The sequence below is a fragment of the Streptomyces hokutonensis genome (assembly GCF_042751305.1).
Taxonomy (GTDB): Bacteria; Actinomycetota; Actinomycetes; order Streptomycetales; family Streptomycetaceae; genus Streptomyces; species Streptomyces hokutonensis_A.
On sequence record NZ_JBHYWD010000006.1, the window covers coordinates 356,488 to 382,578 of the forward strand.

Genomic DNA, 26,091 nt, shown 5'->3' on the forward strand with positions numbered 1-26,091 from the left:
CTTCGGCCCGCCGAGAACGTCAGACCGGACGGATCGGCATACGTTGCCGGGTTGTTGTTCGCGTACGAGTAGCCGTTCGCCTGGAGCGTGTCACCCCCGCCCCAGCACCACCGTCCCCGACGAGCAGAACCACCCGCCCGTGCCGGAGGCGACGCCGAGGCGCGGCAACTCGCCGTCTCTCCGCGTGACTTGGCGGGCCCCGGCCTCTCCCCGTAGCTGCAGTACCGCCTCCACCAGCAGGAACAGCCCTCGCATGCCAGGGTGTTGGGCCGACAGGCCACCCCCGTCGGTGTTCACCGGCAACTCGCCGCCGGACACTCGCAGCCGTCCCTTCTCCACGAACGCGCCCCCTTCGCCCTTCGCGCAGAAGCCCAGATCCTCCAGCGTCACCAGGGTCATGTAGGTGAACGCGTCGTAGATCTCCGCGAAGTCGATCTCCTCGGGGCGGACTCCGGCTCGTTCGAAGGCAAGTCGGCCGCTCACCGCTGCCGGGGACACCGTGAAGTCGGGCCATTCGGACATCGTGGCGTGCGAGACGTGTTCTCCGGTGCCGAGTATCCAGACCGGTGCCGTGCGGCAGTCTCGTACGTACGATTCCGCGGCCAGCAGGATCGCCGCCCCGCCGTCTGACCGTATGCAGCAGTGCAGTTTGGTGAAGGGGTCCGCGATCATCGGGCCGGAGAGGACGTCGTCGACCGTGATCGGGTCGCGGAACATCGCCTCCGGGTTGAGGGCGGCGTTGGCGCGGGCTTGTACCGCCACCTCCGCCAACTGCTCGACGGTCGTGCCGAATTCGAGCATGTGGCGGCGCGCGGCCATCGCGTACTTGGCGATCAGTGTGTGGCCGTAGGGGACCTCGAACTGGAGCGGGCCCCGTGCGCCGAAGGAGAGGTCGCCGGTTCTGCGGCCCGCCTTGATGTCGGCGCGGGCCGTCGAGCCGTAGACCAACAGCACGGCGTTCGCGTGGCCCGCCGCTATCGCGTCCGCCGCGTGTGCCGCCATGACCTCCCAGGTGGAGCCGCCGACCGCGGTGGAGTCGACCCAGGTGGGGCGCAGGCCCAGGTATTCGGCCACCTCCACCGGCGGCAGCGTGCCCAGGCCCGCCGACGCGAAGCCGTCCACCACGGACCGGTCCAGGCCCGCGTCAGCGACTGCGCGGCGGGCCGCCTGGGCGTGCAGGGCGTAGGGGGTCGTGTCGTCGACCCGTCCGCAGTCGGACAGTGCCACGCCCACCACGGCGACCTTGCGGCTCCCCGGTGTCATGAGGGGCCTCCTCCCTCTGTGCATATCGTGCCCGGACTCCTAATATGACGGACCGTCAGATCTGGAGGGAAGTGTCATGGACGCCAGCTTCACCGCCGAGCAGGACGAGATCCGCCGTACCCTCCGCGAACTGCTCCAAAAGCGGTGCGGTTCCCACGAGTTGCGTGCCGCCGTCGATACCCCCGCCGGACACGACCCCGCCCTCTGGACCGCCCTTGCCCAGCAGCTCGGCCTGCCCGGACTCGCCCTCCCCGAGGCCTACGGCGGTGTCGGCTGCTCGGCTACCGAACTCGCCCTCGCGGCAGAGGAGACCGGCCGTTTCCTGGCGCCCTCGCCGCTCCTCGCCACCGCCGTGCTCGTCGCGCCGCTCGTTCTGGAACTCGGCACCGAGGCCCAGCGCGCCCGGCTGCTGCCCCGCATCGCAGCCGGCTCCCTGACCGCCGCCCTCGCGATACCCGGCCCCGCCCTCACCACCGCCCTCACCCTCACCGGGCCCAGCGGCGGCGAGTGGGCCGGCGGCGGGCGTGCGGGCGGGGTGCAGGCCAGACAAGTGGGGGACGGCGGCTGGCGGTTGTACGGGCAGGTCGCGCAGGTTCTTGACGGGCACAGTGCTCAGCTGCTCCTTGTCGCCGCCCATACCGGCGGGTTCGCCCGGTCGCGGACTCTCCTCTTCCTCGTCGCGGGGGACGCCGACGGGCTCGTACGGACCCGGCAGACCGCCCTTGATGCGACCCGGCCGCAGGCCCGGCTCGAACTGCGGGATGTGGAGGGGGAGTTGCTGGGCGCCGATGACAGCCCGCGGCTGCTACGGGAGCTTTCCGCGCTCGGTGACACCGTCGCGACCGTGCTCGCCGCCGAGGCCGTCGGGGCCGCCGACCGTGCGTTGGAGCGGACGGTTCAACACGTCAAGCAGCGTGAGCAGTTCGGGCGGGCGATCGGGTCGTTCCAGGCGGTGAAGCACCGGCTGGCCGATGTGTATGTGCAGGTGCAGGCGGCCAAGTCGGCCGCCTACTACGCCGCTTGGGCCATCGGCAACGGGGAGCGGGTCGGCGGGATCGCCCTCGCGCAGGCGCTGGAGGCCCTGCGCGTGGCCGCCGCCGAGGGGATCCAGTTGCACGGCGGGATCGGGTTCACCTGGGAGCACGAGGCCCATCTCTATTTCAAGCGTGCCGCCGGCGACGAACTGCTCTTCGGGCCGGTGCACCGGCTGCGGGCACACGCCGCCGAGGGTGCGCGTCTCTTCGAGAGCCGTGAGGTGACGGTGTGATCGGTGTGCGACTGGTGCAGAAGGTTTCGTCGACGCCCGGGTTCGCTCGCGTCGCCCCGCACGTCATCCCCGCCCTCGACCGGGCCGTGCACCGGCTGACGCGCGGGAAGGTGCTGCTCAGCGCCCAGATGCTGCCGGGGGTGATCCTGACGGCGCGGGGTGCGCGGAGCGGTCAGCGGCGGAGTACTCCGCTGGCCTGTATGCCGGTTGAGGACGGGTGGGTTCTGATCGGGTCCAACTTCGGACGCACGGGTCATCCGGCCTGGACCCGCAACCTCATCGTTCACCCTGAGGCCGAGATCAGTTGGAAGGGTGTGGAAATCCCGGTCACCGCGCGGCTGTTGGAGGGGGAGGAGCGGGCGGAGGTGTGGAAGGCGGCGCTGGTCTTCTGGCCGCCGTATGCCACGTACCAGGCGCGGGTGGAGCGGGAGATCCGGCTGTTCCGGATCACACGCAGGGCAGGCGACGGTCCACCTGGGTGAACCGCCGCCCGCGAGACAGGACTTGGGACCTGAGAAGTCAGAACCTGGGAAGCAGGAACCGCTACTTCGTCGGCTTCTTGCCGGTCACGCCCAGGTGGACCAACAGCGCCAGGTTCGGCTTGAGTTCAGCCTGCTTGACGCCCCACGTCTGGAAACCCTTCTGGTGCGAGGCGACCGCCGCCAGCATCGCGACCAGCGAACCGGCGACGGCCGCCGGGTTCACGTCCTTGTCGACCCTGCCCTTGGACTGCAACTCGGTGACCGCGTCCGAGAGGGAGTTGTTCACGGAGTTGAGGATCTTCATGCGGATCTTGTAGAAGCGTTTGTCGCCCTCGGCCGCTCCGAGGTCGACGACCCGCAGGATCGCGTCGTTCCGGCGCCAGAACTCCAGGAATCCGTCCACGAGTTCCTGCGAGGTCTGCCAGCCGGCCTTGCCGACCCATGACCGGCCGGCCAGCAGTTCGGTCAACTGCCCGCCCTCCGTTGCCATTTGCTCGGCGATTTCCAGGACGGCGCCTTCGACGTCCGGGAAGTACTGGTAGAAGGTCGCGGGTGAAGTCCCCGCCTTCCGGGCGACATCGATGACTTTGACGTCCCGGTAGGGGGAGGAGCTGAGCATCTCGCTTAGGCAGTCGAGCAGCTTCTGCCGGGTCGCCTGCCCACGCCGGCCAGCCACGCGGCCGTCGACGGTACGCACTTGTCCTGTCATGCCGTCAGCTTACCGAGGGGTGATCGGAGCGCGATTCGGCCGACTGCAAATGGGGTGCACGAGGGTCCAGAGGGTGGTGTGCCTGGTCTGCGGGGTGCGTGCGGCGCCGTTACTTTGACGGTATGGCCGAAAACAGGGCATCCGCGTACGGAGAGGGCGTCCCCTGCTGGGTGGACGCGCAGCTGCCGGACCTGGCTGCGGGCAGGCGGTTCTACGGTGAGCTCTTCGGGTGGACCTTCGAGGAGGCGTACGGCGGCTCCGTATGGGCCCGCAAGGACGGTGAGGCCGTCGCGGCGCTCGCCCACAAGGCGGACGGGCGGCTGCCGACCGTGTGGACGGTGTACTTCGCGACGCCGGACGTGGTGCGGCTGACCGGGCGGATCCGGGACGCCGGCGGGCAGGTATTCATGGCGCCGATGCCGGTGGGGGAGCTGGGCACGGCCGCTCTGGCCGCCGATCCGGAGGGTGCCGTCTTCGGGCTGTGGCAGGCGGCCCGGTTCCCGGGTTTCGGGCTCCGGCACAAGGCGGGCACCTTCGGCTGGGCCGAGCTGTACGCCCGCGACACGGAGACCGCGAACACTTTCTACGGCGGACTTTTCACAGACGCCCTCTTCGGACCGGAGGCCGCCCCGGACTTCGGGCGGGCGCCGGTCTCCGACGTCTTCCCGGTGGAGATGCCGCCGCACTTCCTCGTTCACTTCCGGGTCGAGGACATCACCGCTGTTCTGGGGGCCGTGCAGCGGCTCGGCGGGCGGGTTCAGGTCCCGCCCTTCGAGACGTCGTACGGAAAAGTGGCCGTCGTCACCGACAATCAAGGGGCGTCGTTCGCGCTACAGCAACGCTGACACCTGGACTTTTGTCCGGAGATATGCCGAGACACCCCGATTGGTCGCCGGGTTCGCAACCTGTGGCCGGGCCAGGAAGAATCAGGGTGCGTGCCGCCATGGCGGTGCGGTGGTGAGACGCTGCACGGGGTCGCGTACATATGTGGGTGACGCGGCTCGTACGGGGAGGTGGCAGGCAAGTGGTGGATCAGCTGACGCAGCACGATCCGCGGCGGATCGGGCCGTTCGAGGTGCTGGGACGGCTGGGCGCGGGCGGCATGGGGCTGGTCTATCTCGCGCGCTCGGCGTCCGGCCGGCGCGTGGCGATCAAGACCGTGCGGACGGAACTCGCCGAGGACCAGCTGTTCCGGGTCCGTTTCACACGCGAGGTCGAGGCCGCGCGGGCCGTCTCCGGGTTCTACACGGCTGCCGTGGTCGACGCCGATCCGCGGGCGGCCGTGCCGTGGCTGGCCACCGCGTACGTTCCGGCGCCCTCCCTCGAAGAGATAGTGAACGAGTGCGGGCCGATGCCGGCCCAGGCGGTGCGCTGGCTCGCGGCGGGGGTCGCGGAGGCGCTCCAGTCCATCCATGGGGCGGGTCTCGTCCACCGTGACCTCAAACCGTCGAACGTGCTCGTTGTCGAGGACGGGCCGCGGGTCATCGACTTCGGTATCGCCTCCGGTGTGTCGAACACCCGTTTGACGATGACGAACGTGGCGGTGGGCACCCCCGCCTACATGTCCCCCGAGCAGGCCAAGGACTCCCGCAGCGTCACCGGCGCGAGCGACGTCTTCTCGCTCGGCTCGATGCTCGTGTTCGCCGCCACCGGACACCCCCCGTTCCACGGCGCCAACCCGGTCGAGACCGTCTTCATGCTGCTGCGCGAGGGCCCCGACCTCACCGGCCTCCCGGACGAACTGCGCCCCCTCATCGAGTCCTGTATGCAGATGGAGGCCACCGGCCGCCCCAACCCGGCCGACCTCCAGGCCCAGCTCGCGCCCCACCTCTTCGGCTCCGGCTCCGACGACAGCGGAACGGCCTCGGCCTGGCTGCCCGAGCGCGCGGTCACCCTCATCGAGACCCGGCGCGGCGGCCGCCCGCCCGTGAAACCCACGCCCACCGCAGGCCGAAGCGGCGGTGGCCGCGCCGCCGTACCGCCGCCGCCCTCCCACGACCCCGTCGTGCCCGTCCCGGTCGGCGCTCCCGACACGGGGCCCGTACGGCTGGCCGGCGCGCCCGTGCCCATCGGCCCCGGCCCCCGGGTCGCCGACGCCCGCGCCGCCGCCGTGAAGGCACCCCCTCCGGAGGCCGGCCTCGTCGCGTCCTGGTCCCGGCCCCGGCCCGGCGTCAACGGCACCGACGCCGCCGTAGGACCCGCCGTACCCGCACCGCCGCCGCTGCCCCCGGAGACCGCCTCCGGCTGGCGCCCCTGGCGGTTCCGCATGTCGAACGACGTATGGGGCACCCCGACCGTCGCCGGCGACCTCGTCTACGTTACCTCCTTCGAGGTGCACGCACTCGACGTGCAGACCGGCCGCCGCTCCTTCAAGACCAGGGACGTCGCCTGGTCGATGGCGGTCGCGGACGGCCGTATCCACGCCTCGGACGGCCCCACTCTCTTCGCCCTGGACGCCCGCGAGGGCGGTGACCTGTGGCGGCTGTCCACCGAGGCCTGGGTGTACTCCCTCAAGGCCGACCGCGGCACCGTCGTCACCGGCACGCGCGGCGGCGGAGTGCAGGCCTGGGAGGCCGCCACCGGGCAGCAGTTGTGGCAGCTGACCGGCGCGCAGACCGACTTCGAGTCTCCGGAGGCGGGCCCCGCGCTGCACGACGGCACGGTCTACGTCTGGCAGGACGCCCGGCTGCGCGCCCTCGACGCCCGGACGGGCAAGGAGCGCTGGGCGTACCCGATCGGCGACGCGGCCTCCTGCGGGGGCGTACCCGTACGGGTCACCGCCGCCCCGGACGGTCACGTCTACGTCGCCGCCGGCACCCGCGTCCTGTCCGTCGAGGTGGCGAGCGGCCGGGTCCGCTGGCACTTCGAGGCCCCCGCGGTCTTCCTCTGCGCCCCGACCTTCGCCCCCGGCCCCGCGGTCACCGGCGGCGGCATCTACCTCGCCGACTACCTCGGCACGGTCTACGCCCTCGACGCCGCCGACGGCCGCGACCGCTGGCGCATCGCGACCGAACCGCGCGCCTCCATCGAACCCGTCCTGGTCGCCGCCGGACACGTCCACGTCGGCAGCGGCAAGGGCCTCTACACGCTCGACGCGGTCACCGGCACCCCCAAATGGCGCTTCCAGGCGGGCGGCGACATCGTGGGCGCCCCCGCCGTCGCCGAGGGCCGGATCCACTTCGGCTCCACCGACCACCTCCTCTACACCCTCAAGGCCGACGACGGCCGGCTCCGCTGGAAGCTCGCCACCGGCGGCGAGATCACCGGGGCACCGGTGGTCCGGGACGGTGTCGTGTACGCGTGCAGCAAGGACCGCTGCGTCTACGCCCTCGACGCGGAGAAGGGGACGGGCACCGCAAGGACCGCGTGAGCGGCGCCCGTTGGGGTCGGTAACATGAGCGGATGCAAACGCGGGGGCGCAGGCTCAGATTCACGGCAGTACTGGCACTGACGGTTCTCACCCTCACCGGCTTCTCCGCCGGACGGCACCACAGCGGCAGCCGGCACCGGAGCGGCGGCGGTGGGGGCGGGTGCAGCAGCTCGAGCCAGGACCACGACACCTCGACCAGCACAACGGGCGGTTCCTCGGGCGGCAGTTCGTACACCCACCGGCCCAACTACCGCTCCACACCCACCTCCACGGCCACCTCGGGCCGTGGCACCAGCAGCCTCCAGGACGGTACGGCGAAGCTGGTGAGCTGTGCGACGGCGAAGAAGCAGTACGCCACCGTCGAGGTCAGCAACCCGAACAGCAGCAAGGCCACCTTCTCCGTCGACGTCACCTTCAAGGACGCCCAGGACAACGAGGTCGACTTCAACTACGCGGACGTCAAGGTCCCGGCCAAGGGCAGGGCGACCGTCCGGGTGCGCGTGCTCGGCACCTCCACCCCGATCGACCACTGCGAGGTCGACCCCAGGGCGACCCCGGGAACCTGACCCCCCTCACCGGGTCCGGAACTCGCCGCTCCGCCGCCCGGCGAACAGCTCCGCCTGCCGTTCGTCGGGCAGATTCCCGAGCGCGATCAGCGGCGGCGCCTGCGCATAGGCCTGCGCCCGCGCCGCCTCCTTCGCCGCCCACAACGCCCGTACGGTGCCCTGGACACCCTCGGTCGGATACCCGGCGACGACGGTCGCACAGGCCACGGCGGCATCCAACGCCCCGCCGGTCGGCGCGAGTTCGGACACGAGCCCGATGTCGTACGCCCGCTGCGCGGAGATCCGCTCCGCCGTCCCCATCAGCATCATCCGCGCCACCTCGCCGTACGGCATCCGGTGTGCCATCAGCACCGACTCGTAGGCGCTGACCATGCCGTAGGTGGTGTGCGGATCGAAGAACACGGCGGTCGGATCGGCGACGACGAACTCGCTCTCGCCCAGCAGATAGAAGGCCCCGCCGCAGGCCATCCCGGACACGGCGGAGATCACCGGCTTCCACAGGTCGTTGGCCTTCGGCCCGATGCGCAGCAGCGGATCGTCCTGCATGAAGGGCGAGTTGGGCTGCGGCACGACCGCGTCCCGGTCGAGTCCGGTGCAGAAGGCCCGGTCCCCGGCCCCGGTGAGAACGACCGTCCGTACGGTGTCGTCGAACCGCAACTCCCGCCATACGGCGGCCAGTTCGGCGGCCGTGGCGAGGTCGACGGCGTTGAGTTTGTGCGGCCGGTCAAGGGTGACGACGGCGACCCCGGTGTCCTTGTCGGCGGCGATCCGCAGCGTCATGACCGCTCCAGAACCCACTGCGGCAGCCCGTCCGCGTCGAACACCACCTGCACCCGCGTCCCGATCCGAATCCGGCCCGGGGAAAGGGAGTTGAGTGCGGCCCCGGCCTCGCTCACGAGGTTCCCGACCAGCCGGATCCGCGGCGCGTCGACGAGCTCGACGACGATCACGTTGTACGGCGCGACGGCGGCGTAGTCCGGCAGCAGCGGCGGATGCGGGAAGACGTACGACCACACCCGCCCCCTCCCGCTCACCTGCCGCCACTCGCTCTCGAAGGACTGGCAGTGGGGGCAGCAGGGGCGGGGCGGGAAGCGGGGTTCGTCGCAGTCGGCACAGGTCTGGACGCGGAGTTCTCCGGCCCGGGCGTACTGCCAGAAGGGGGCGCCGTCGGTGTCGGTGACGGGGGAGAGCATGGCGGTCAACTCCTCAGTAGCAGGGCGGAGGTGGGGACGCCCTCGCCCGCCGTGACCAGGCAGGTGGCGGCGTCCGGGACCTGGGCGGTGCTGGTGCCGCGCAGTTGCCGTACGCCCTCGTTGATCAGGTTGAAGCCGTGGACGTATGCCTCGGAGAGCCCGCCGCCGCCGGTGTTGAGGGGGAGTCGGCCGCCGATCTCGAGGGCGCCCCCTTCCGTGAACGCGCCGCCCTCGCCCCGTCCGCAGAAGCCGTAGCCCTCCAGGGAGAGCGGGACGAGGGCGGTGAACGCGTCGTAGATCTGGGCGACATCGACGTCCTGCGGGGTGAAGTCGGCGTGTTTCCACAGGTGTCGGGCGGCGGTCCAGGCGGGGCCGGTGAGGGGGTCGTCGTTCCAGTAGTTGACCATGCCGTGGTGCTGGGCGGGGAGGCCCTGGGCGGCGGAGTGGACGTAGACCGGGGTGCGGCGGCAGTCGCGGGCGCGCTCGCGCGAGACGACGACACAGGCCAACGCCCCGTCCGTCTCTAGACAGTTGTCGAAGAGGCAGAGGGGCTCGCTGATCCAGCGGGAGGTCATGTACATCTCGCGGGTGAGCGGGCGGTCGTACATGATCGCGGCGGGGTTCTGGTTGGCGCGGTTCCGGCAGGCGAGGGCGACGTTGAACAGGTGGTCGCGGGTGGCGCCGTACTCGTACATGTAGCGGCGGGTGAGCATGGCTATTTCATCCGCCGGCCGGAGGAGCCCGAAAGGGCGGGTCCACTGGGCTGGGGTGGGGAGTTGGCGTGCGGTGTTGGTCCACGGTCTCGCCCCGCTGCCCCTCTTCCGCGACCGCCAGGCCACGCCCACCGTCGCCTGCCCGGCGGCGATGGCGGTGGCGAGATGAGCGACGGTGGCACATGAGCCGCCCCCTCCGTACCCCACCTTGCTGAAGAAGGTGAGATCCCCGAAGCCGACCGCCTTCGCGAGTTCGACCTCGTCGGTCTCCTCCATCGTGTAGGAGGCGAGGGCGTCGACCTCGCCCGGGGCGATGCCCGCGTCGTCGAGGGCGGCGAGTACGGCACGACAGGCCAAGGTCCGTTCGTCCTCGGGGAGTTGCTTCGCGAAGGAGGTCTGTCCGATGCCGACGATCGCGGTCGCGTCCTTCAGTCCGGCCATGCGCTGTCCGGCCATTCTCCGTGCACCTCCGCGTGACACCCGGGGAAGCTGACAGGGCGTCAGGCTACAGCTAATCTGACGGTCAGTCAGCTACTGGGTACAGGGAGGCCGTTCATGCGCGGAGACGAGGAGTGGGGCAGCATCCCGGGCCTGGTCCGGTCGGCCGCCGAACGGTACGCGGACGCCGAGGCGGTGGTCGAGGGCCGGACGCGTATCTCCTACGCCGAACTCGGCGCCCGGGTCGAACGCGCGGCGGCGGCCTGTCTCGCCGCCGGCATCGAGGTCGGCGACCGGGTCGGCATCTGGGCGCCGAACTCGCTGGACTGGATCGTCTCGGCGCTCGGCGCGGTGTCGGCGGGCGCGGTCCTGGTGCCGCTGAACACGCGCTTCAAGGGGACCGAGGCGGCGTATGTGCTGCGCGGCAGCGGGGCGCGACTGCTGTTCGTGACCGGGACGTTCCTGGGCACGTCGTACGTGGCGTCGCTGCGGCGGGCGGCGGGGGAGGGGGCGGGCGAGGGCCCGTTGCCCGGACTACCGGCGCTGGAGCAGGTCGTGGTCCTGGCCGACGACGCCCCCGCCGACTTCCGCACCTGGAAGGACTTCCTGGCGGGCGGCGAGGGCGTGGGCGAGACGGAAGTAGGGGAACGGGCACGGGAGTTGGACGGCTCCACGGTCTCGGACATCATCTTCACGTCCGGCACGACGGGCCGCCCGAAGGGCGCGGTGATCACGCACGCGCAGACACTCCGCGGCTACGAGATCTGGAGCGACCTGGCCGGGCTGCGGCAGGGCGACCGCTACCTCATCGTGAACCCGCTCTTCCACACCTTCGGCTACAAGGCGGGCGTGATCGCATGTCTGATGCGGGGCGCGACGATGATCCCGCAGCCGGTGTTCAACGTGGACACGGTGCTGGCGAACATCGCCGCGGAACGGGTCTCGGTCCTCCCCGGCCCGCCCACCCTCCACCAGTCCCTCCTCGACCACCCGGCCCGCGACGCGCACGACCTCTCCGCACTCCGGCTCGTGGTCACGGGCGCGGCGGTGGTGCCGTTGCGGCTGGTGGAGCGGCTGCGGGGCGAACTGGGCGTGGGCACGGTCCTCACGGCGTACGGCCTCTCGGAGGCCAGCGGCATCGTCACGATGTGCCGGCGCGGGGACGACCCGTCGGTGATCGCGTCGACGTCGGGGCGGGCGATCCCGGGCACGGAGGTCCGGGTGGAGGCGCCCGTCGGCTCCCCCGGCGAGGTACTGGTCCGCGGCTTCAACGTGATGCGCGGCTACTACGAGGACCCGGCGGCGACGGCGGAGGTCCTGACCGAGGACGGCTGGCTGAGGACGGGTGACGTGGGAGTCCTGGACGCTGCCGGCAACCTCCGCATCACCGACCGGATCAAGGACATGTTCATCGTCGGCGGCTTCAACGCGTACCCGGCGGAGATAGAGCAGCTGCTGGGCCTGCATCCCGATGTGTCCGACGTCGCGGTGATCGGCGTACCGGACGCACGGCTCGGCGAGGTCGGCAAGGCGTATGTCGTACGGCGGCCCGGGGTGACCCTCACGTCCGACGACCTGATCGCCTGGGCCCGGCGCGAGATGGCGAACTACAAGGTGCCGAGGGTCGTGGAGTTCGTGGGGGAGCTGCCTCGGAATGCGAGCGGGAAGGTGGTCAAGGGGGAATTGCGGGGGTCGTGACCCGTCGCGACGCGCGGTATGGTGATTGGTATGGCAACGAAGAAGTACACCGTCACGCTGCCGGAAGAGCTTGCCGAGGAGATTCGGCGGGAGGTCGGGAGCGGGGGGTTCAGTGCGTATGTCACCAAGGCCATAGAGCGTCAGCGTGAACAGGACCGGCTGGGCGAGTTGGTGGACCGGCTGGAGAAGGAGCACGGGGCCGTCACGGAGGCCGAACTCGCTGCGGCCGAGGCCGAACGCAGGGAAAACGAGCGCCACTTCACCGGTCACCATGGGGTCGACGATGTCGACTGCCCGAAGGCGAGCTGATGGGGCCGAGCACCTATGTGCTGGACAGTGAGGGCTTGTCGCAGGCGGTGCGTGGCGAGCGGATGATGCTGGCCAGACTCAAGGACGCCCATCGGACCGGCATCCGCGTGCTGACCAGCTCCATGACCCTCATCGAGGCGTACCACGAACAGGTGAATCTCGCGGCGTGGGGCTGGGCGATGTCCCGGGTCGTGGTCGAACCCGTGACACGAGACGTGGCCGACGCGGCGATCGCCCTCCTGAAGGACACCCGCCTGCACGGCCACGAATACGCCATCGACGCCGCCCTCGCGGTCATCGTCGGGCGTCAGCCGGGCGGTGTCGTGCTGTACACGTCCGACGTGGACGACATGCGGAAACTGTGCCCGCCGAGCGTGGCCGTCAGAGGTCTGTAGGGCCCCGGCCCCGGACACACATCGGCCGCGACGGCTCCCCCTCGGTGCCGCCGCGGCCGATCCCCCGTACTGGGAGAAGGTCTAGCCGGGTCCGGATGTCACGTCACGTGGGTGTTGTCCGGGGTGACGGTCCCGCTGTCCTCGTCCTCGTCCGCGATCACGGTGACGTGAGTGTTCAGCGGCTTGATCGGGCTGCCGGTCACGTGGGTGTTGAGCGGTGTGATCTCCTCACCGGCGGGTTCGTCGGTGACGTGGGTGTTGTCCGGCGTGACCGTGTCGTTCTCGGTGTCGCTCATGGTGGTGCCTCCCCTGTTGGAACAAGTCGGAACTGTGAGAGACCCGTCCGGTCACTCCCCCGAGGATGACCGGACGGGTACTCGGTCGCCACCCTAGATGCCGGGCCCGGCGACTTCACCGGCGGTCCGCCTGCCCCCCGACGCGACGGATCGACTACGAAGAGACTGCCTGGCGGCGATAAACGAACGATGAACGCCGCCCGGGGGCCCGGCCGTTGGATGGAGCCCTAGGAAGTGGCGACCTGGGTGAGGAGCGAGCGCACCTGCGCGGCCTCCTGCGAGTCCAACCCCTCGTAGATGTCGAGGGCTTCATGCCAGCAGACCTGGGCCCTCCCGGAGTGCCCGATGCCGTTCAGCGCCTTGCCCAGCACGGTGAGCACATGCGCCCGCCGCCACTCGCCGCCGATTCCCCGCAGGACGGTGAGTGCCATTTCGGCGTTGCTCGCGGCGCTGGCCTGCTTGCACGCGTCGAGGTCGACCTCCGCGAGCCGGCAGAGCGTCATCCCCTCCCACAGGCGCTGGCGGCTGGAGCGGAAGACCCGAAGGGCCTCCTCCAGCTGTTCGGTGGCGTTGGCGTACTGGCCCGTCTTGCCGAGGGCCATCCCGAGGGCATAGTGCCCGTTCGCTCCGCGCAGGGAGTGGCCCAGCTTCTCGTAGATGTCGGTTCCCTGTCGGGCGAGCTCCACCGCCGATTCGGCACGGTCTGTCGCGAGGTGCAGGCGGGACAGGTTGCAGAGGCCGGCCGCCGCTCCCGCCATGTCGCCGCAGTGCCGGAACTTCGTGATGGCCCGACCGAAGTGGTCCTCGGCGTCCTGGTGCCGGTTCTGGTAGAAGGCGATGCTTCCCAGGATGTTCGCCGCCCAGCAGGAGGGCAGCAGGTCGTCGGTGGCCTCCGCGAGCCGGAACGCCTCCTGCGCTTCCCGGTACGCCATGTCGAAGAGTCCGGAGAAGAGGCGCGCGTTGCTCAGGACGACCGACGCCCGCCCCTCCGCCCGGACGTCGCCCTCGGCCCGCGCGGCGTCGCGCAGGGCCGCCGCGGCCGCTTCGTACTCCTTGGAGTTGGCGCCCGACTCGGCCAGGTCGACCGACGCCCACATGAGGTCGATCGCACGGCGCAGGGTGGCCTTCTCGGTGGACTGCCGTACGCAGGCGAGCAGCGGAACGGCCTCCGAGTAGAGCCAGTCCCACGCCGCTTGGCGGTTCGCGAAGGTGAGGCCTTCGACGGCGGTCGGCTCCAGGTGGTCCACCAGCCGGTCTCCCGGCCGCTCGATCCCGTAGACCCCGGCCGCCGTGGCCAGGTAGAAGTCCAGCAACCGGGAGATCGCCGCACCCCGCTCGCTCGGCGATGACTCGTCCCGCTCCGCGCACGCACGCGCGTAGAGCCGCACCAGGTCGTGGTACCGGTAGCGGCCGGGCGCCGCCGACTCCACCAGCGACGTGTCCACGAGGGACTCCAGGACGTCTTCCGTCTCCTCGGCGGACAGGTCCAGTACGGCCGCTGCCGCGGCGAGGGAGATGTCAGGGCCGTCCGCCAGCCCCAGCAGGCGGAACGCCCGCGCCTGGGCCGGCTCCAACTGGCCGTAGCCCAGCTCGAAGGTGGCCTTCACAGCCAGGTCGCCGGCCTGGAGCTCGTCCAACCGCCGCCGCTCGTCCGCGAGTTTCGCCGCGAGGACCGAGACCGTCCAGGTGCGGCGGGCCGCCAGGCGGGAGGCCGCGATGCGGATCGCCAGTGGGAGGAAGCCGCAGGCCGCGACCACGTCCAGGGCCGACTCCCGTTCGGCGGCGACTCGTTCGGTGCCCACGATCTTCGTGAAGAGCTGCAACGCCTCCTCGGGGGACATCACGTCCAGGTCGATGAGGTGGGCACCCGCCAGGTCCACCATCCGTACCCGCGAAGTCACCAGCGCCGCGCAGCCTTCCGTCCCCGGCAGCAGCGGCCTCACCTGGGCCGCGTCCCGCGCGTTGTCGAGGAGCACCAGCACCCGGCGGCCGTCCAGCACCGACCGGTACAGCGCCGAGCGTTCCTCCAGCGAGTCCGGTATCGCGGAGTCGGCCGTGCCCAACGCCCGTAGGAACGCGCCGAGTACGGTCTCCGGTTCGGCGGAGCGGGAGCGCGCGCCCTGGAGGTCGACGTACAACTGGCCGTCGGGGAAGGCGGATCGGGCCTGGTGGGCGACGTGCACGGCGAGGGTCGTCTTGCCTACGCCGCCGATGCCCGCCAGTGCCGAGACCGCCATGACGCGCCCCTCGGCCGAGGCGAGGACCTCGCTCAGTTCGGACACGAAGGCGGCGCGGCCGGTGAAGTCCGGGACCGTCGCCGGGAGTTGGTGGGGGCGGACCGGTGCGGGCGCGGTCTCCGCCGCCGGTGCGGACGGTTCCGCGAGGCCTGGGTCGGCCTGGAGGATGCGCTGCTGGAGTTCGCGCAGGCCGGGGCGCGGGTCCACGCCGAGTTCGTCGGCGAGCAGGCGTCGGGTGTCGGCGTACACCGCGAGGGCCTCCGCCTGGCGGCCGGAGCGGTACAGCGCGAGCATCAGCAGCTCACGGAGGCGTTCGCGCAGCGGGTGCGCGGCCGTGAGGGCCGTCAACTCGCTGACCGCCTCCGCGTGGCAGCCCTGCTCCAGGTCCATGTCGAGACGGGATTCGAGGAGTTGGAGCCGCCACTCCTCCAACCGGACGCGCTGCGCCTCCGCGTACGGGCCGGGCACGCCGGCCAGCGCCTCCCCGTCCCACAGCGCGAGCGCGCGGCCCAGCAGATCGCGCGCATGGCTCAGGTCACCCGCCGACTTGGCCTTCTCCGCCTCCATCGCCAGGTCCTGCGCCACCGCCGCGTCCAGCGCGCCCTCGGGCAGGCCCCGTACGGCGTACCCGCCCGACTCGCTGACCAGCACCTCCGCGTCCAGGACCTTGCGCAGCCGGGACGCGTACGTGCGCACCGCGGCCAGCGCCTGCGAGGGCGGTTCCTCGCCCCACAGGGCGTCGATCAGCTCCCCGGCGGTCGCCGTCCGGCCCTCGCGCAGCAACAGCGCGGCCAGCAGGGCGCGTTGCTGGGGAGAGCCGGTGGGCAGCGAAACAGGGCCCCGCCAGGCACGTACCGGACCGAGCACGCTGAAGCGCAGCGCCGTCGACTCTTCCGAGTCGGAGCCGGGGCGCCGCTGCTCCGGTACTCGCGGTCCACCGTCCATCGCCGTTCCCCCTAGGCATGCCTGATAACTACGACAGTTTGCCTTGTTCGCGGCGGTCGCGTCAGCACTCGGAGACAGCGCTCACAGGTCGCCGCGCGGGATATCACAGGACTCTCACACGGCTCACGCACAGTTCCGCACAGAACCGAGCACCCCGAACCCGGATCCAGCTAGCTGACGGGTCGTCAGATCGGCGCTACCGTGGCGCCATGGACACCCAGAACACCGACCAGGCGACCCTCCCTCCGATCATCTCCGTCGACGACCACACCGTGGAGCCCGCCGACGTCTGGCAGCACCGGCTGCCCAAGAAGTACCTGGACACCGGCCCGCGAGTAGTGCGCGCGCCGCTGAAGGAAATGACGTTCCTCGGGGGCCGGTTCAAGCCCGTGATGGGCGAACCGGGCGACGACGGACCGATCGGCGACTGGTGGGTGTACGAGGATCTGCACCGCCCGCTCACCCGTCTCGACACCGCCGTCGGCTACAGCAGGGACGAGATCAAGCTCGAAGTCATCACTTACGAGCAGATGCGGCCGGGTTCGTACGACGTCCCGTCCCGGCTCGCCGACATGGACGTCAACCACGTCCAGTCCGCGCTGTGTTTCCCCACCTTCCCGCGCTTCTGCGGCCAGACGTTCACCGAGGCCGCCGACCGCGAGCTGGGACTGCTCTGCGTCCGCGCCTACAACGACTGGATGGTGGAGGAGTGGTGCGGCCCGCAGGCCCAGGGCCGCCTGATACCCCTCCCCCTGATCCCGCTCTGGGACCCGGAGCTGGCCGCCGCCGAGGTCCGCCGCAACGCGGCCCGCGGCGTCCGCGCCGTCGCCTTCTCCGAGATACCCCCGCACCTCGGCCTGCCGTCCATCCACACCGACGACTGGGACCCCTTCCTCCAGGCCTGCGCCGAGACCCGCACCGTCATCGCCATGCACATCGGCTCCAGCAGCCGTATGCCCTCCACCTCCGCCGACGCCCCGCCCGCCGTCGGCTCCACCATCACCTTCGCCAACTGCTGCTACTCCATGGTGGATTGGCTGATGAGCGGCAAGTTCGAACGCTTCCCCGACCTCAAGGTCATGTACGCCGAGGGCCAGATCGGCTGGATCCCCTACATCCTGGAGCGCGCCGACGTGGTCTGGGAGGAGAACCGCGCCTGGGGCGGCGTCGCCGACAAGGTCCACCGCCCGCCGTCCGAACTCTTCACCGAGCACGTCTACGGCTGCTTCTTCGACGACGCCTTCGGCCTGAAGAACCTCGACTCCATCGGCGTGGGGAACGTCCTCTACGAGACCGACTACCCCCACTCCGACTCCACTTGGCCCAAGTCCCGCGAGGTCGGCGAGGCCCAGATGGGGCACCTGCCGCCGGACGTGGTCGAACGGATCGTGCGCGGCAACGCGATCGACCTGCTGGGGCTGACGCCGGACGGCCTGTGGGAGGGCCCCGAGTGAGCGGCCTCGCCTACGGCATCCAGTTGCCCGTCCAGTCGCAGAGCACCATCTACGCCGAGCCCTGGGAGGCCGACGCGGGCCCCGCCGACCTCGTCGAGATCGCCCGCGCCGCCGACCGGTCCGGCTTCGACTACATCGCGGGCTGCGACCACGTCGGCGTACCGCGCCGCCTCGCCGCCGCGATGAGCACCATCTGGTACGACCCCGTCGCCACCCTCTCCTTCCTGGCGGGCGTGACCGAGCGGGTCCAACTGCTCAGCCATGTCGCGGTCGTCGGCCTGCGCCACCCGCTGATCACCGCCAAGCAGTACGCCACCCTCGACCACCTCAGCGGCGGCCGGCTGCTCCTCGGGGTCGGCGCCGGACACGTACGGGAGGAGTTCGAGGCGCTCGGCATCGACTTCGACCGGCGCGGGCCCGTCCTCGACGAGTCGATCGACGCCCTCCGCGCCGCCCTCGGCCCGGACGAATTCCCCGAGCACCACGGCAAGTTGTACGACTTCGAGGGGCTGGGGCAGCGGCCCCGCCCGGCACAGGAACACATCCCCCTCTGGGTCGGCGGCTCCTCACCCGCCGCCGTACGCCGGGCCGCCCTCAAGGCCGACGGCTGGCTGCCGCAGGGCGACCCGCGCGACCGGCTGCCCGCGCAGATCGAGCGGATCCGGCGACTGCGCGAAGAGGCCGCCGTGGAAGGGGCGTTCGTGTTCGGGGCCATCACCGAACCGCTGTACATCGGCGAGCCCGGATGGGAGGTCGGGCGTCGCACGCTCACCGGTTCGCCCGAAGTCCTCGCCGAATCGCTGCGCGCCTACGGGGAGATGGGCGTGGACCAGATCCAGGTGCGGTTCCGCAGCCGGAGCCGGGCCGAACTCACCGACCAGATGGCCGAGTTCGGGGCCGAGGTGGGGCCCCTGCTCTGATCACAACCTGTTCGAACATGATCACGGGCCGTTTGAACACGGTCACGCCGAGCCGCGTATGTATGGACGTACGGACGTCATGGCTCCGGCGGAAGGACCCCTCACGTGCGATCCTCCCAGCGATTCGTGGTCGCCCTGGCCTCCGCCGGCCGCACCTGGCCGCACGAGGACTGGCCACCCCCGGACGATCCGTACGTGAGCGGGGTGCTGCGTGTCTCCCCGCCCTACGACGGGCTGGCGGAGACCACCGCGGATGTCGTCGTGCTGCACTGCGAGGATCCGGCCGTGTCCTTTCCGGGGCTGCTGGAGGTCCTCCGCACCCGGGGTGTCCCCGCGCTCGTGGTCAGTCCGCGCCGGGACACCGAAGCGGTGGTCGAGGTGTTCCGGGCCGGGGCGGGCTATCTGGTCGAGGGCGACCACTGCCCCGCGATGATGTCCTCGGCAGTGGTGGCGGCCACCGTCGGGCACACCTACCTCTCTCCGTCCGCCTGCGACGCCCTGCGGGAGGGGGCCGGTCGGATGGCCGCGACCGACGACGCGATGCAGCGGTTGCGCGCGCTGCTCTCGCCCCGCGAGCAGCAGATCATGGAGCTGCTGTCGACCGGTCTGGGCGCCCGGCAGATCGGGCAGCGATTACGGCTGAGCGAGAAGACCGTCCGCAACAACCTCAGCAACATCTACGCCAAGCTGGACGCCAGGAGCGGCACGGACGCGGTCCTGCGCTGGCTGGGAACCACGCCCGTGCTTCGCACCTGAGAACCCGGCAGACCTGGATATCAGGAAGCCGGGATCTCCGTCAGCGGGATTTCCACGTCGGTCACATTGTCGCCGCCCTCACCGAATCCGGGTTCCGAACGGAGGGCCTTGGTCGAGTTCCGGACTCCACTGGCTTCGGCGGTCCCGCATTTCACGTTCCGCAGCCACAGCCGCCCGTCGGGCGTTCCGTTGTTCAGGATCTGAGGATAGAAGACGTGCACGGTCGCCGCGCCTTCACTGGGCGCGAAGAACACCGTCCGGCCGTCCTGTGCCTCTTTGTACGTGGCCCTGAGGAATCCGCTCACATCGGTGCGCTTGGCGGACCACATGTAGAAGGCGATGCTGTCCGCCTGCACGGTGTCCGTCCGGCTGAACGCCAGGGTGGTCGTCTTGTCGTCGCGCGTGATGTTGATGGTCGACGTGCTGAACTTCAGGCCGACCTCGAAGAACGAGTTCCCGAGTTTCGTGCCGGCCTCGGTGGTGGACCCTTCCTCCAGCTGAATGGTCCGCGTGACCGAGGTGCTCACGTTGAAGGTCTTCGTCGCGGTGCCCGTGGAACCGCAGTTGTCGGTCACCGCGGAGACGCGTTCGTTGGGCCCGAGACTGTTCGCCTTGAACTGGACGTCGACGAACCGGCAGTCGGCGAGTTCGTCCGAGTCCGAGGCGCAGTCGGCGGTCACTTCGGAGGAGGTGGCGGCGTTCGCCTGGTTCATCAGCGGGACGATCACCGCGAGGGCCGCCACGGGGGCCAGGGCCAGGGTGATGCGCTTCTTCTTGCTCCGGTGGCTTCTGCTGCGACCGGTTCCGGCCATGGGTGTCTCCTGTGACATGAAGGGGGTGTGAGCTGGGGGTACTTGAAGGTCGGCCAGCGGCTCAGCAGTCCTCCAGGACCGCCTTGGAGGTGCCGTCCACGACACCGGGGGCGCCCGCGGCGCCCGGCAGGATGACCGGTCCCTCGACGACGTCCGGTGCCACGAAGTTCTGCTCGGGAGAAGGGTTTACGGCGAAGCTGCCGGGGTCGGCGTCGATGCGCACCCGCCATTCGCCGGTCATGCGCTGGAGTTTCGGCGTGAACTCCATGTGGAGCACCTTGCCGACCGGTACGTCCCGCGTCTCCGTGTCGCCGGCCGTCGCCGACTTCACGGTCATGTCGAGGGTGCCCTTGTGCTTGACCCAGGACCCGCTCAGGAATCCGAACAGGCCACCGCCGCCGCCCTGCTGGGTGGAGACGTACTTTCCCTGCCCCTGGGCGGCCGTCGCCGACCAGGTGATGGACACCTTGGCCGCTTCGGTGGCGTTCGGTTCGCAGTTCGGGAAGTCGATGGAGGACTTCTCGGTGGGTCCGTCGAAGGTCTCGAAATTCGTCTCCACGAAATCACAGTTGTCGGCCTGGAAACCGTCCGCGAAAGCGCCGCCGAAATCCTCCACCGACCGTTTCACGCCATTCACCACGGCGGACCTTTCACACATGGTCATGATCTGGTCCGGCGTCTTCGCGTCGGCCGCGTTCGCCGACGGCAGGAGGGCGACGATCGTTCCCCCGGTGGCGAGTGCGGCACCGATCGCCACGTACCTGACTTTCCTGTTGCGCAATCTCCGCTTTGCCATACCCGGCATTCTTGGAGTCAAGCCGAGGTATGGCCAGGGTCAAATGTCCCTACTCCGGGGTCACTTCAAGTGTGCTTGTGCAAGCCCTCGTTCTGCATCTGACGCTTCGTCAGATGCGGCGGTACGATGAGCCGCATCCACCGATCCCGAGGAGGCCCGCATGGGCAAGCTGGACGGGCGTGTCGTCATCGTCACCGGAGCGGCGCGCGGGCAGGGGGAGCAGGAGGCGCGACTGTTCGCGGCGGAGGGCGCGAAGGTCGTCGTAGCGGATGTGCTGGACGAGCAAGGGGAGGCGCTGGCGAAGGAGTTGGGCGCGTCCTTCGTGCATCTCGATGTCGGCGAGGAGGCGGACTGGGGGGCCGCCGTGGGGGCCGCGAAGGAGACGTACGGGCGGATCGACGGGCTGGTCAACAACGCGGGGATCCTGCGGTTCAACTCCCTCGTGGACACGCCGCTCGAGGAGTTCATGCAGGTCGTGCGGGTGAATCAGGTCGGGTGCTTTCTCGGGATCAAGACCGTGGCGGCGGCGATGGAGGACGGGGGCACGATCGTCAACACGGCCTCGTACACGGCGGTTACGGGGATGGCGGCCGTGGGGACGTACGCGGCGACCAAGCACGCGATCCTCGGGCTCACCCGGGTCGCCGCGCTGGAGTTGGCGAGCCGGCGGATACGGGTCAACGCGATGTGCCCCGGCGCCATCGACACGGCGATGTCCAACCCGGCCCAGCTCGACCCGGACGCCGACGCGGAGGAGATGTCCCGGGCCCTGGACGAGCTGTACCGCAAGCTTGTGCCGCTCGGGCGGATCGGGAAGCCGGCGGAGGTCGCCCGCCTCGCGCTGTTTCTGACGTCGGACGACTCGTCGTACATCACCGGGCAGCCGTTCGTGATCGACGGGGGCTGGCTGGCGGGGGTCAGTGTCATCTGACAGCAGCATCCGAGGTATCTGACGGGGCGTCATCTATTGACGAATCTGACGCTACGTCAGAAAGTCGTAGCACTCATAGGGACCACCTGGACTTGGGACGGTGAACCTCCTTGGAATTCGGGCTCTTTGTACAGGGATACGTGGGCAAGCGTGCCGAAACGGACCCGCTGGCCGAGCACAAGGCGCTGATGGAGGAGACCGAGTACGTCATCCAGGCGGACAAGTCCGGTTTCAAGTACGCCTGGGCCTCCGAGCACCACTTCCTGGAGGAGTACTCGCACCTCTCGGCGAACGACGTCTTCCTCGGCTACCTCGCCCACGCCACCGAACGCATCCACCTCGGCTCGGGCATCTTCAACCCCCTCGCCCAGGTCAACCACCCGGTGAAGGTCGCCGAGAAGGTCGCCATGCTCGACCATCTCTCCGGCAACCGCTTCGAGTTCGGCAGCGGGCGGGGTGCCGGCAGCCACGAGATCCTCGGGTTCATACCGGGCGTCACCGACATGAACTACACCAAGGAGATCTGGGAAGAGACCATCGCCGAGTTCCCCAAGATGTGGCTCCAGGACGAGTACGTCGGCTTCCAGGGCAAGCACTGGCAGCTGCCGCCGCGGAAGGTTCTGCCGAAGCCGTACGGGAAGGCGCACCCGGCGATGTGGTACGCGGCGGGCTCCCCTCCGTCGTACGCCATGGCCGCGCACAAGGGGCTCGGTGTCCTCGGGTTCAGCATCCAGAAGGTCTCCGACATGGAGTGGGTGCTGGAGCAGTACAAGACGGCGATCGTGAACGCCGAGCCGGTGGGGGCGTTCGTCAACGACAACGTGATGGTGACGACGACCGCGATCTGTGCGCCCACGCATGACGAGGCGATCCGGATCGCGACCAGCGGTGGGCTGCACTATCTGCCCTCGCTGGTGTTCCGGTACCACGACACGTTCCCGCGGCCCGAGGGGTTCCCCGTGTGGCCGGAGACGCTGCCCGAGTACACGCCGGAGTTCGTCGAACTCCTCGTGGAGGAGGAGCTGTTGATCTGCGGGGACCCGGACGAGGTGCTCACGCAGTGCAAGCGGTGGGAGCAGGCCGGGGCGGATCAGTTGAGCTTCGGGTTGCCCGTGGGGGTGCCGAAGGAGGAGACGTTGCAGACGATTCGGTTGATCGGGGAGCACGTGATTCCGAAGATCGACACGGATCCTGTTCATCGGACCACGCGGTTCCGGGAGACCGCCTGAGGTTGTACGGCGGCTGCGGGTGTGTGGGGGCTGGTCGCGCCCACGCGGCGGTAGCCGCAAATCGATACAGCCCCGCGCCCCTAGGTAGGTATGCGTCACGTATCTCAAGGAGTCACCCTGTGTTCGATCACGTCATCAAGGGTGCGACCGTCGTGGACGGGACGGGCGCGCCCGCGTACACCGCCGATGTCGGCATACGGGACGGGCGGATCGCCGCGATCGGGACGATCACCGAGGAGTCCCGTACCAGTGAGGACGCGCACGGGCTCGTCCTCGCGCCCGGGTTCGTCGACCCCCACACCCACTACGACGCCCAGCTGTTCTGGGATCCGTATGCCACGCCCTCCCTCAACCACGGGGTGACGACCGTCGCGGCCGGGAACTGTGGGTTCACCCTCGCGCCCCTGAAACCGCAGGACGCCGACTACACGCGCCGCATGATGTCCAAGGTCGAGGGGATGTCGCTGGTCGCGCTGGAGGAGGGGGCGCCCTGGAGTTGGCGTGGGTTCGGGGAGTATCTGGACGCGCTGGAAGGGCGGATCGCGGTCAACGCCGGTTTCATGGTGGGGCATTGCGCGCTGCGCCGGTACGTGATGGGGCCGGACGCCGTGGGTGGGCAGCCGAGTGAGGAGCAACTCGCCGAGATCGTACGGCTGTTGCACGAGGCGATGGACGCGGGGGCCTGGGGTTTCTCCACCACCCAGTCCTCCACCCACTCGGACGGCGACGGGCAGCCGGTCGCCTCCCGGCACGCCCGCCCCGAGGAACTGCTCGCTCTCTCACGGGCCGTCGGGGAGCACGAGGGAACGCAGATCGAGGCGATCGTCGCCGGGTGTCTGGATCAGTTCAGCGACGCCGAGATCGATCTGTTCGTCGAGATGAGCGCGGTGGCCGGGCGGCCCCTGAACTGGAACGTGCTCACCGTGGATGCCGCCGTGCCCGAGCGCGTGCCCCGGCAGCTGTTCGCGAGTGAGCGGGCGCGGAAGGCCGGCGGGCGGGTCGTCGCGCTGACCATGCCGATCCTCACGCCGATGAACATGTCCCTCGGCACCTTCTGCGCGCTGAACCTGATACCCGGGTGGGGGCCGATCCTGAGCCTGCCCGTGCCCGAACGGATCGCCGCGCTGCGCGAACCCGGCGTACGGGCGCAGATGTTGCTGCGGGCGAACAGCAAGGAGGCCGGGGTCTTCCGGCGGCTCGCGAACTTCGGGCGCTATGTGATTGGGGATACGTACAGCGAGGCCAACGAGGGGCTGACCGGGCGGGTGGTCAAGGACATCGCCCAGGAACGGGGGCAGGAGCCCTTCGAGTGTCTGGTCGAGATCTGTGCGGCTGATCAGTTGCGGACCGTGCTGTGGCCCATGCCGTCCGACAACGACCCCGCCTCCTGGGCCTTGCGCGCCGAGACCTGGCAGCACGAGGACGTGTTGCTCGGCGGGTCCGACGCGGGGGCGCATCTGGACCGGATGTGCGGGGCGCCGTACACGACCCGGTTCATCGGGGACTGTCTGCGCGGGCGGAAGCTGGTCGGGCTCGAGCAGGCCGTGAAGATGCTGACCGACGATCCGGCGCGGCTGTTCGGGCTGCGGGAGCGCGGGCAGGTGCGGGAGGGCTGGCATGCGGACCTGGTGCTCTTCGACCCGGAGCGGATCGACGCCGGCAAGGCCACCCTGGTGCACGACCTGCCGGGTGACAGTCCGCGGCTTGACTCCAAGGCGATCGGGGTAACGGCCGTGTGGGTCAACGGTGTTGAGGCCATCCGGGGCGATGTGGTGAGCGGGTCCGTGCCGGGGCGGGTGCTGCGGTCGGGGCGGGACACCAGGACGGTGAGCACCCGGTGAGTTCCCAAGTTGCCGATGGGCAGCGGCTGTTCATCGGCGGGGAGTGGGTCGTGCCGGACGGTGGGCATTACGCCGTCGTCGATCCCGCGACCGAGGAGACCGTGGGGTGGGCGCCGGAGGCCTCGCGGGAGCAGGTGTTCGCCGCCGCGGCGGCTGCTCGGGAGGCGTTCGGGCCGTGGTCGCGCACGCCGCCCGGGGAACGCGCGGCGATCCTCGGGCGCGCGGCCGACCTCGTCCGGGGCGAGCTGGTGCCGTACGCCGAACTCGCCCAGGCGGAGACCGGCGCGACGACCGGGACCGCGCGGGGCATGCAGGTGGGGGTGGCCGCCGCCCGGTTCCGGCGGTACGCGACCGTCGAGCCGGCCGAGTGGGCGATCGCGCCGCAGGTCAACGAGGCGGGACCCTTCGGCCGGGCGGCCGTCATGGGGGCCCTTGCCGTACGGCAGCCGGTGGGTGTCGTCACGTGCATCACGTCGTACAACAACCCGTGGGCGAACCCCGCCGGGAAGATCGCCCCCGCCCTCGCCATGGGCAACACGGTCGTCGTGAAACCCGCCCCGCAGGACCCGCTCTCCGTCTACCGGATGGCGGAGGCGCTGGAGGCGGCCGGGGTGCCGCGCGGGGTCGTGAACGTGGTCAACGGGCGGGCGGTGGAGGTCGGGGAGGCGGCCGTGGAGTCGCCGGACGTCGACATGGTCAGCTTCACCGGGTCCACGGCGGTCGGACAGCGCATCGCCGAGGTGTGCGGGCGGGGTATGAAGCGGCAGTTGATGGAGCTGGGCGGGAAAGGGGCGGCTGTCGTCTTCGACGACGCCGACCTCGCCTCCGCCGTCTCCGGTATCGGCACGACCTTCTCCTTCTACAGCGGGCAGATCTGTACGGCGCCGACGCGGGTACTGGCCCAACGGGGCATGTACGAGAGGGTTGTTGAGCAACTGGCCGCTTACGCCGGTCGATTGAAGGTCGGAGATCCACGCTCGCCGGACACGGTGGTCGGGCCGGTGATCTCGGCTGCGCACCGGGAACGCGTCGAGTCGTACGTCGAACTCGGCCGCAAGGAAGGCGCGGTGGTCGTCGCCGGTGGCGAACGGCCGTCGGACGGACCGGGGTTCCACGTCGCCCCCACCGTCCTGGCCGACTGCACCGCCGAGATGCGGGTCGTCCGCGAGGAGATCTTCGGTCCAGTCGTCGTGGTCGTTCCCTTCGACGACGAGGAGGAAGGAATCGCCCTCGCCAACGACAGCGACTACGGCCTCATCGACTACGTCTGGTCGGGGGACGTGGCCCGGGCGTTCCGGGTGGCCCGGCTGCTGCGGGCCGGCGGGGTGGGCGTGAACACCGTGGGGCGCAACATGGAGGCGCCGTTCGGCGGGTTCAAGAAGAGCGGCGTCGGCCGGGACGTGGGCTCGTACGCGCTGCACGCGTACAGCGAGGTGCAGGCGATCGTGTGGCAGGGGTGAGGGGCGGGACC

Annotated in this window: 24 protein-coding genes; 15 read left to right on the forward strand and 9 right to left on the reverse strand. The window is 70.2% G+C overall.

All coding sequences use genetic code 11. The features are described 5' to 3' along the window. Positions 1-90 precede the first annotated feature (90 nt). Positions 91-1,263 (reverse strand): thiolase C-terminal domain-containing protein, encoded by a 1,173-nt coding sequence (locus ACFXC1_RS19140; RefSeq protein WP_381244128.1) that lies wholly within the window; start codon positions 1,261-1,263, stop codon positions 91-93. A 76-nt stretch (positions 1,264-1,339) separates the two neighbouring features. Here ACFXC1_RS19140 and ACFXC1_RS19145 point away from each other — a divergent pair, with 76 nt between their 5' ends. Together ACFXC1_RS19145 and ACFXC1_RS19150 are read left to right on the forward strand one after the other, a co-directional pair. Then, positions 1,340-2,530, forward strand: coding sequence for an acyl-CoA dehydrogenase family protein (locus tag ACFXC1_RS19145; RefSeq protein ID WP_381244130.1), 1,191 nt, complete (start codon positions 1,340-1,342; stop codon positions 2,528-2,530). Next, positions 2,527-3,012, forward strand: a complete 486-nt coding sequence (locus ACFXC1_RS19150) for a nitroreductase/quinone reductase family protein (RefSeq protein ID WP_381244132.1) — start codon at positions 2,527-2,529, stop codon at positions 3,010-3,012. The genes ACFXC1_RS19145 and ACFXC1_RS19150 overlap by 4 nt, the downstream gene beginning before the upstream one ends. A gap of 61 nt (positions 3,013-3,073) precedes the next feature. Here the strand turns inward: ACFXC1_RS19150 and ACFXC1_RS19155 are convergent, their stop codons facing one another. Further along, on the reverse strand, positions 3,074-3,709 hold the full coding sequence (locus ACFXC1_RS19155) for a TetR family transcriptional regulator (RefSeq protein ID WP_381244320.1): 636 nt from the start codon (positions 3,707-3,709) through the stop codon (positions 3,074-3,076). A gap of 134 nt (positions 3,710-3,843) precedes the next feature. On the opposite strand from ACFXC1_RS19155, the gene ACFXC1_RS19160 reads away from it, so the two are divergent. The 3 genes from ACFXC1_RS19160 (at position 3,844) to ACFXC1_RS19170 (ending at position 7,657) form a co-directional block, all read left to right on the forward strand. Continuing rightward, entirely contained in the window at positions 3,844-4,566 is a 723-nt protein-coding gene (locus ACFXC1_RS19160) for a VOC family protein (RefSeq protein ID WP_381244133.1), read from the forward strand. A gap of 179 nt (positions 4,567-4,745) precedes the next feature. Then, positions 4,746-7,091, forward strand: a complete 2,346-nt coding sequence (locus tag ACFXC1_RS19165; RefSeq protein ID WP_381244135.1) for an outer membrane protein assembly factor BamB family protein — start codon at positions 4,746-4,748, stop codon at positions 7,089-7,091. A 32-nt stretch (positions 7,092-7,123) separates the two neighbouring features. Then, complete coding sequence (locus ACFXC1_RS19170) at positions 7,124-7,657, forward strand: hypothetical protein (RefSeq protein WP_381244136.1); 534 nt, start codon at positions 7,124-7,126, stop codon at positions 7,655-7,657. A gap of 6 nt (positions 7,658-7,663) precedes the next feature. On the opposite strand, the gene ACFXC1_RS19175 is transcribed toward ACFXC1_RS19170, so the two are convergent. The 3 genes from ACFXC1_RS19175 to ACFXC1_RS19185 are packed head-to-tail and all read right to left on the reverse strand — an operon-like array spanning position 7,664 to position 10,004. Then, positions 7,664-8,437 (reverse strand): enoyl-CoA hydratase/isomerase family protein, encoded by a 774-nt coding sequence (locus tag ACFXC1_RS19175; protein ID WP_381244138.1) that lies wholly within the window; start codon positions 8,435-8,437, stop codon positions 7,664-7,666. Beyond that, entirely contained in the window at positions 8,434-8,850 is a 417-nt protein-coding gene (locus ACFXC1_RS19180) for a Zn-ribbon domain-containing OB-fold protein (protein WP_381244140.1), read from the reverse strand. The genes ACFXC1_RS19175 and ACFXC1_RS19180 overlap by 4 nt, the downstream gene beginning before the upstream one ends. Positions 8,851-8,855: 5 nt before the next feature. Further along, the gene (locus ACFXC1_RS19185; protein WP_381244321.1) at positions 8,856-10,004 is read right to left on the reverse strand and encodes a lipid-transfer protein; all 1,149 of its coding nucleotides are present in this window, start codon (positions 10,002-10,004) and stop codon (positions 8,856-8,858) included. A gap of 114 nt (positions 10,005-10,118) precedes the next feature. Here ACFXC1_RS19185 and ACFXC1_RS19190 point away from each other — a divergent pair, with 114 nt between their 5' ends. The 3 genes from ACFXC1_RS19190 to ACFXC1_RS19200 are packed head-to-tail and all read left to right on the forward strand — an operon-like array spanning position 10,119 to position 12,403. After that, positions 10,119-11,699 carry a FadD3 family acyl-CoA ligase gene (locus ACFXC1_RS19190; protein ID WP_381244141.1) on the forward strand — a complete coding sequence of 527 codons (1,581 nt, stop codon included), beginning with the start codon at positions 10,119-10,121 and terminating at the stop codon, positions 11,697-11,699. Positions 11,700-11,729: 30 nt separating this feature from the next. Beyond that, the gene (locus ACFXC1_RS19195) at positions 11,730-12,008 is read left to right on the forward strand and encodes a ribbon-helix-helix domain-containing protein (protein WP_381244143.1); all 279 of its coding nucleotides are present in this window, start codon (positions 11,730-11,732) and stop codon (positions 12,006-12,008) included. Next, positions 12,008-12,403, forward strand: a complete 396-nt coding sequence (locus ACFXC1_RS19200) for a hypothetical protein (RefSeq protein WP_381244144.1) — start codon at positions 12,008-12,010, stop codon at positions 12,401-12,403. The genes ACFXC1_RS19195 and ACFXC1_RS19200 overlap by 1 nt, the downstream gene beginning before the upstream one ends. Before the next feature lie 98 nt (positions 12,404-12,501). On the opposite strand, the gene ACFXC1_RS19205 is transcribed toward ACFXC1_RS19200, so the two are convergent. Both ACFXC1_RS19205 and ACFXC1_RS19210 read right to left on the reverse strand, forming a co-directional pair. Next, positions 12,502-12,699 (reverse strand): hypothetical protein, encoded by a 198-nt coding sequence (locus ACFXC1_RS19205; RefSeq protein WP_381244146.1) that lies wholly within the window; start codon positions 12,697-12,699, stop codon positions 12,502-12,504. Positions 12,700-12,926: 227 nt separating this feature from the next. Next, positions 12,927-15,881 (reverse strand): AfsR/SARP family transcriptional regulator, encoded by a 2,955-nt coding sequence (locus ACFXC1_RS19210; protein WP_381244148.1) that lies wholly within the window; start codon positions 15,879-15,881, stop codon positions 12,927-12,929. A 209-nt stretch (positions 15,882-16,090) separates the two neighbouring features. Here ACFXC1_RS19210 and ACFXC1_RS19215 point away from each other — a divergent pair, with 209 nt between their 5' ends. The 3 genes from ACFXC1_RS19215 (at position 16,091) to ACFXC1_RS19225 (ending at position 19,011) form a co-directional block, all read left to right on the forward strand. Then, a complete protein-coding gene (locus ACFXC1_RS19215) occupies positions 16,091-17,335 on the forward strand; it encodes an amidohydrolase family protein (RefSeq protein WP_381244150.1) in 1,245 nt (414 codons plus the stop codon). Then, positions 17,332-18,255, forward strand: a complete 924-nt coding sequence (locus tag ACFXC1_RS19220) for an LLM class F420-dependent oxidoreductase (protein ID WP_381244152.1) — start codon at positions 17,332-17,334, stop codon at positions 18,253-18,255. Before ACFXC1_RS19215 ends, ACFXC1_RS19220 begins: the two co-directional genes overlap by 4 nt. Before the next feature lie 105 nt (positions 18,256-18,360). Next, a complete protein-coding gene (locus tag ACFXC1_RS19225; protein WP_381244153.1) occupies positions 18,361-19,011 on the forward strand; it encodes a response regulator transcription factor in 651 nt (216 codons plus the stop codon). Between the two features lie 20 nt (positions 19,012-19,031). Here ACFXC1_RS19225 and ACFXC1_RS19230 read toward each other — a convergent pair whose 3' ends face one another. Both ACFXC1_RS19230 and ACFXC1_RS19235 read right to left on the reverse strand, forming a co-directional pair. Continuing rightward, positions 19,032-19,823, reverse strand: a complete 792-nt coding sequence (locus tag ACFXC1_RS19230; protein ID WP_381244155.1) for a hypothetical protein — start codon at positions 19,821-19,823, stop codon at positions 19,032-19,034. A 61-nt stretch (positions 19,824-19,884) separates the two neighbouring features. After that, positions 19,885-20,619: a hypothetical protein gene (locus tag ACFXC1_RS19235; RefSeq protein ID WP_381244157.1), complete on the reverse strand. Its 735-nt coding sequence runs from the start codon at positions 20,617-20,619 to the stop codon at positions 19,885-19,887. A gap of 160 nt (positions 20,620-20,779) precedes the next feature. On the opposite strand from ACFXC1_RS19235, the gene ACFXC1_RS19240 reads away from it, so the two are divergent. The 4 genes from ACFXC1_RS19240 to ACFXC1_RS19255 all read left to right on the forward strand — a co-directional run bounded on the left by ACFXC1_RS19240 (position 20,780) and on the right by ACFXC1_RS19255 (position 26,080). Then, on the forward strand, positions 20,780-21,550 hold the full coding sequence (locus ACFXC1_RS19240; protein ID WP_381244159.1) for an SDR family NAD(P)-dependent oxidoreductase: 771 nt from the start codon (positions 20,780-20,782) through the stop codon (positions 21,548-21,550). Between the two features lie 110 nt (positions 21,551-21,660). After that, positions 21,661-22,779, forward strand: coding sequence for an LLM class flavin-dependent oxidoreductase (locus ACFXC1_RS19245; RefSeq protein ID WP_381244161.1), 1,119 nt, complete (start codon positions 21,661-21,663; stop codon positions 22,777-22,779). A 101-nt stretch (positions 22,780-22,880) separates the two neighbouring features. Further along, positions 22,881-24,620, forward strand: a complete 1,740-nt coding sequence (locus tag ACFXC1_RS19250; protein ID WP_381244323.1) for an N-acyl-D-amino-acid deacylase family protein — start codon at positions 22,881-22,883, stop codon at positions 24,618-24,620. Further along, positions 24,617-26,080, forward strand: a complete 1,464-nt coding sequence (locus ACFXC1_RS19255; RefSeq protein WP_381244162.1) for an aldehyde dehydrogenase family protein — start codon at positions 24,617-24,619, stop codon at positions 26,078-26,080. The genes ACFXC1_RS19250 and ACFXC1_RS19255 overlap by 4 nt, the downstream gene beginning before the upstream one ends. Positions 26,081-26,091 lie beyond the last annotated feature (11 nt).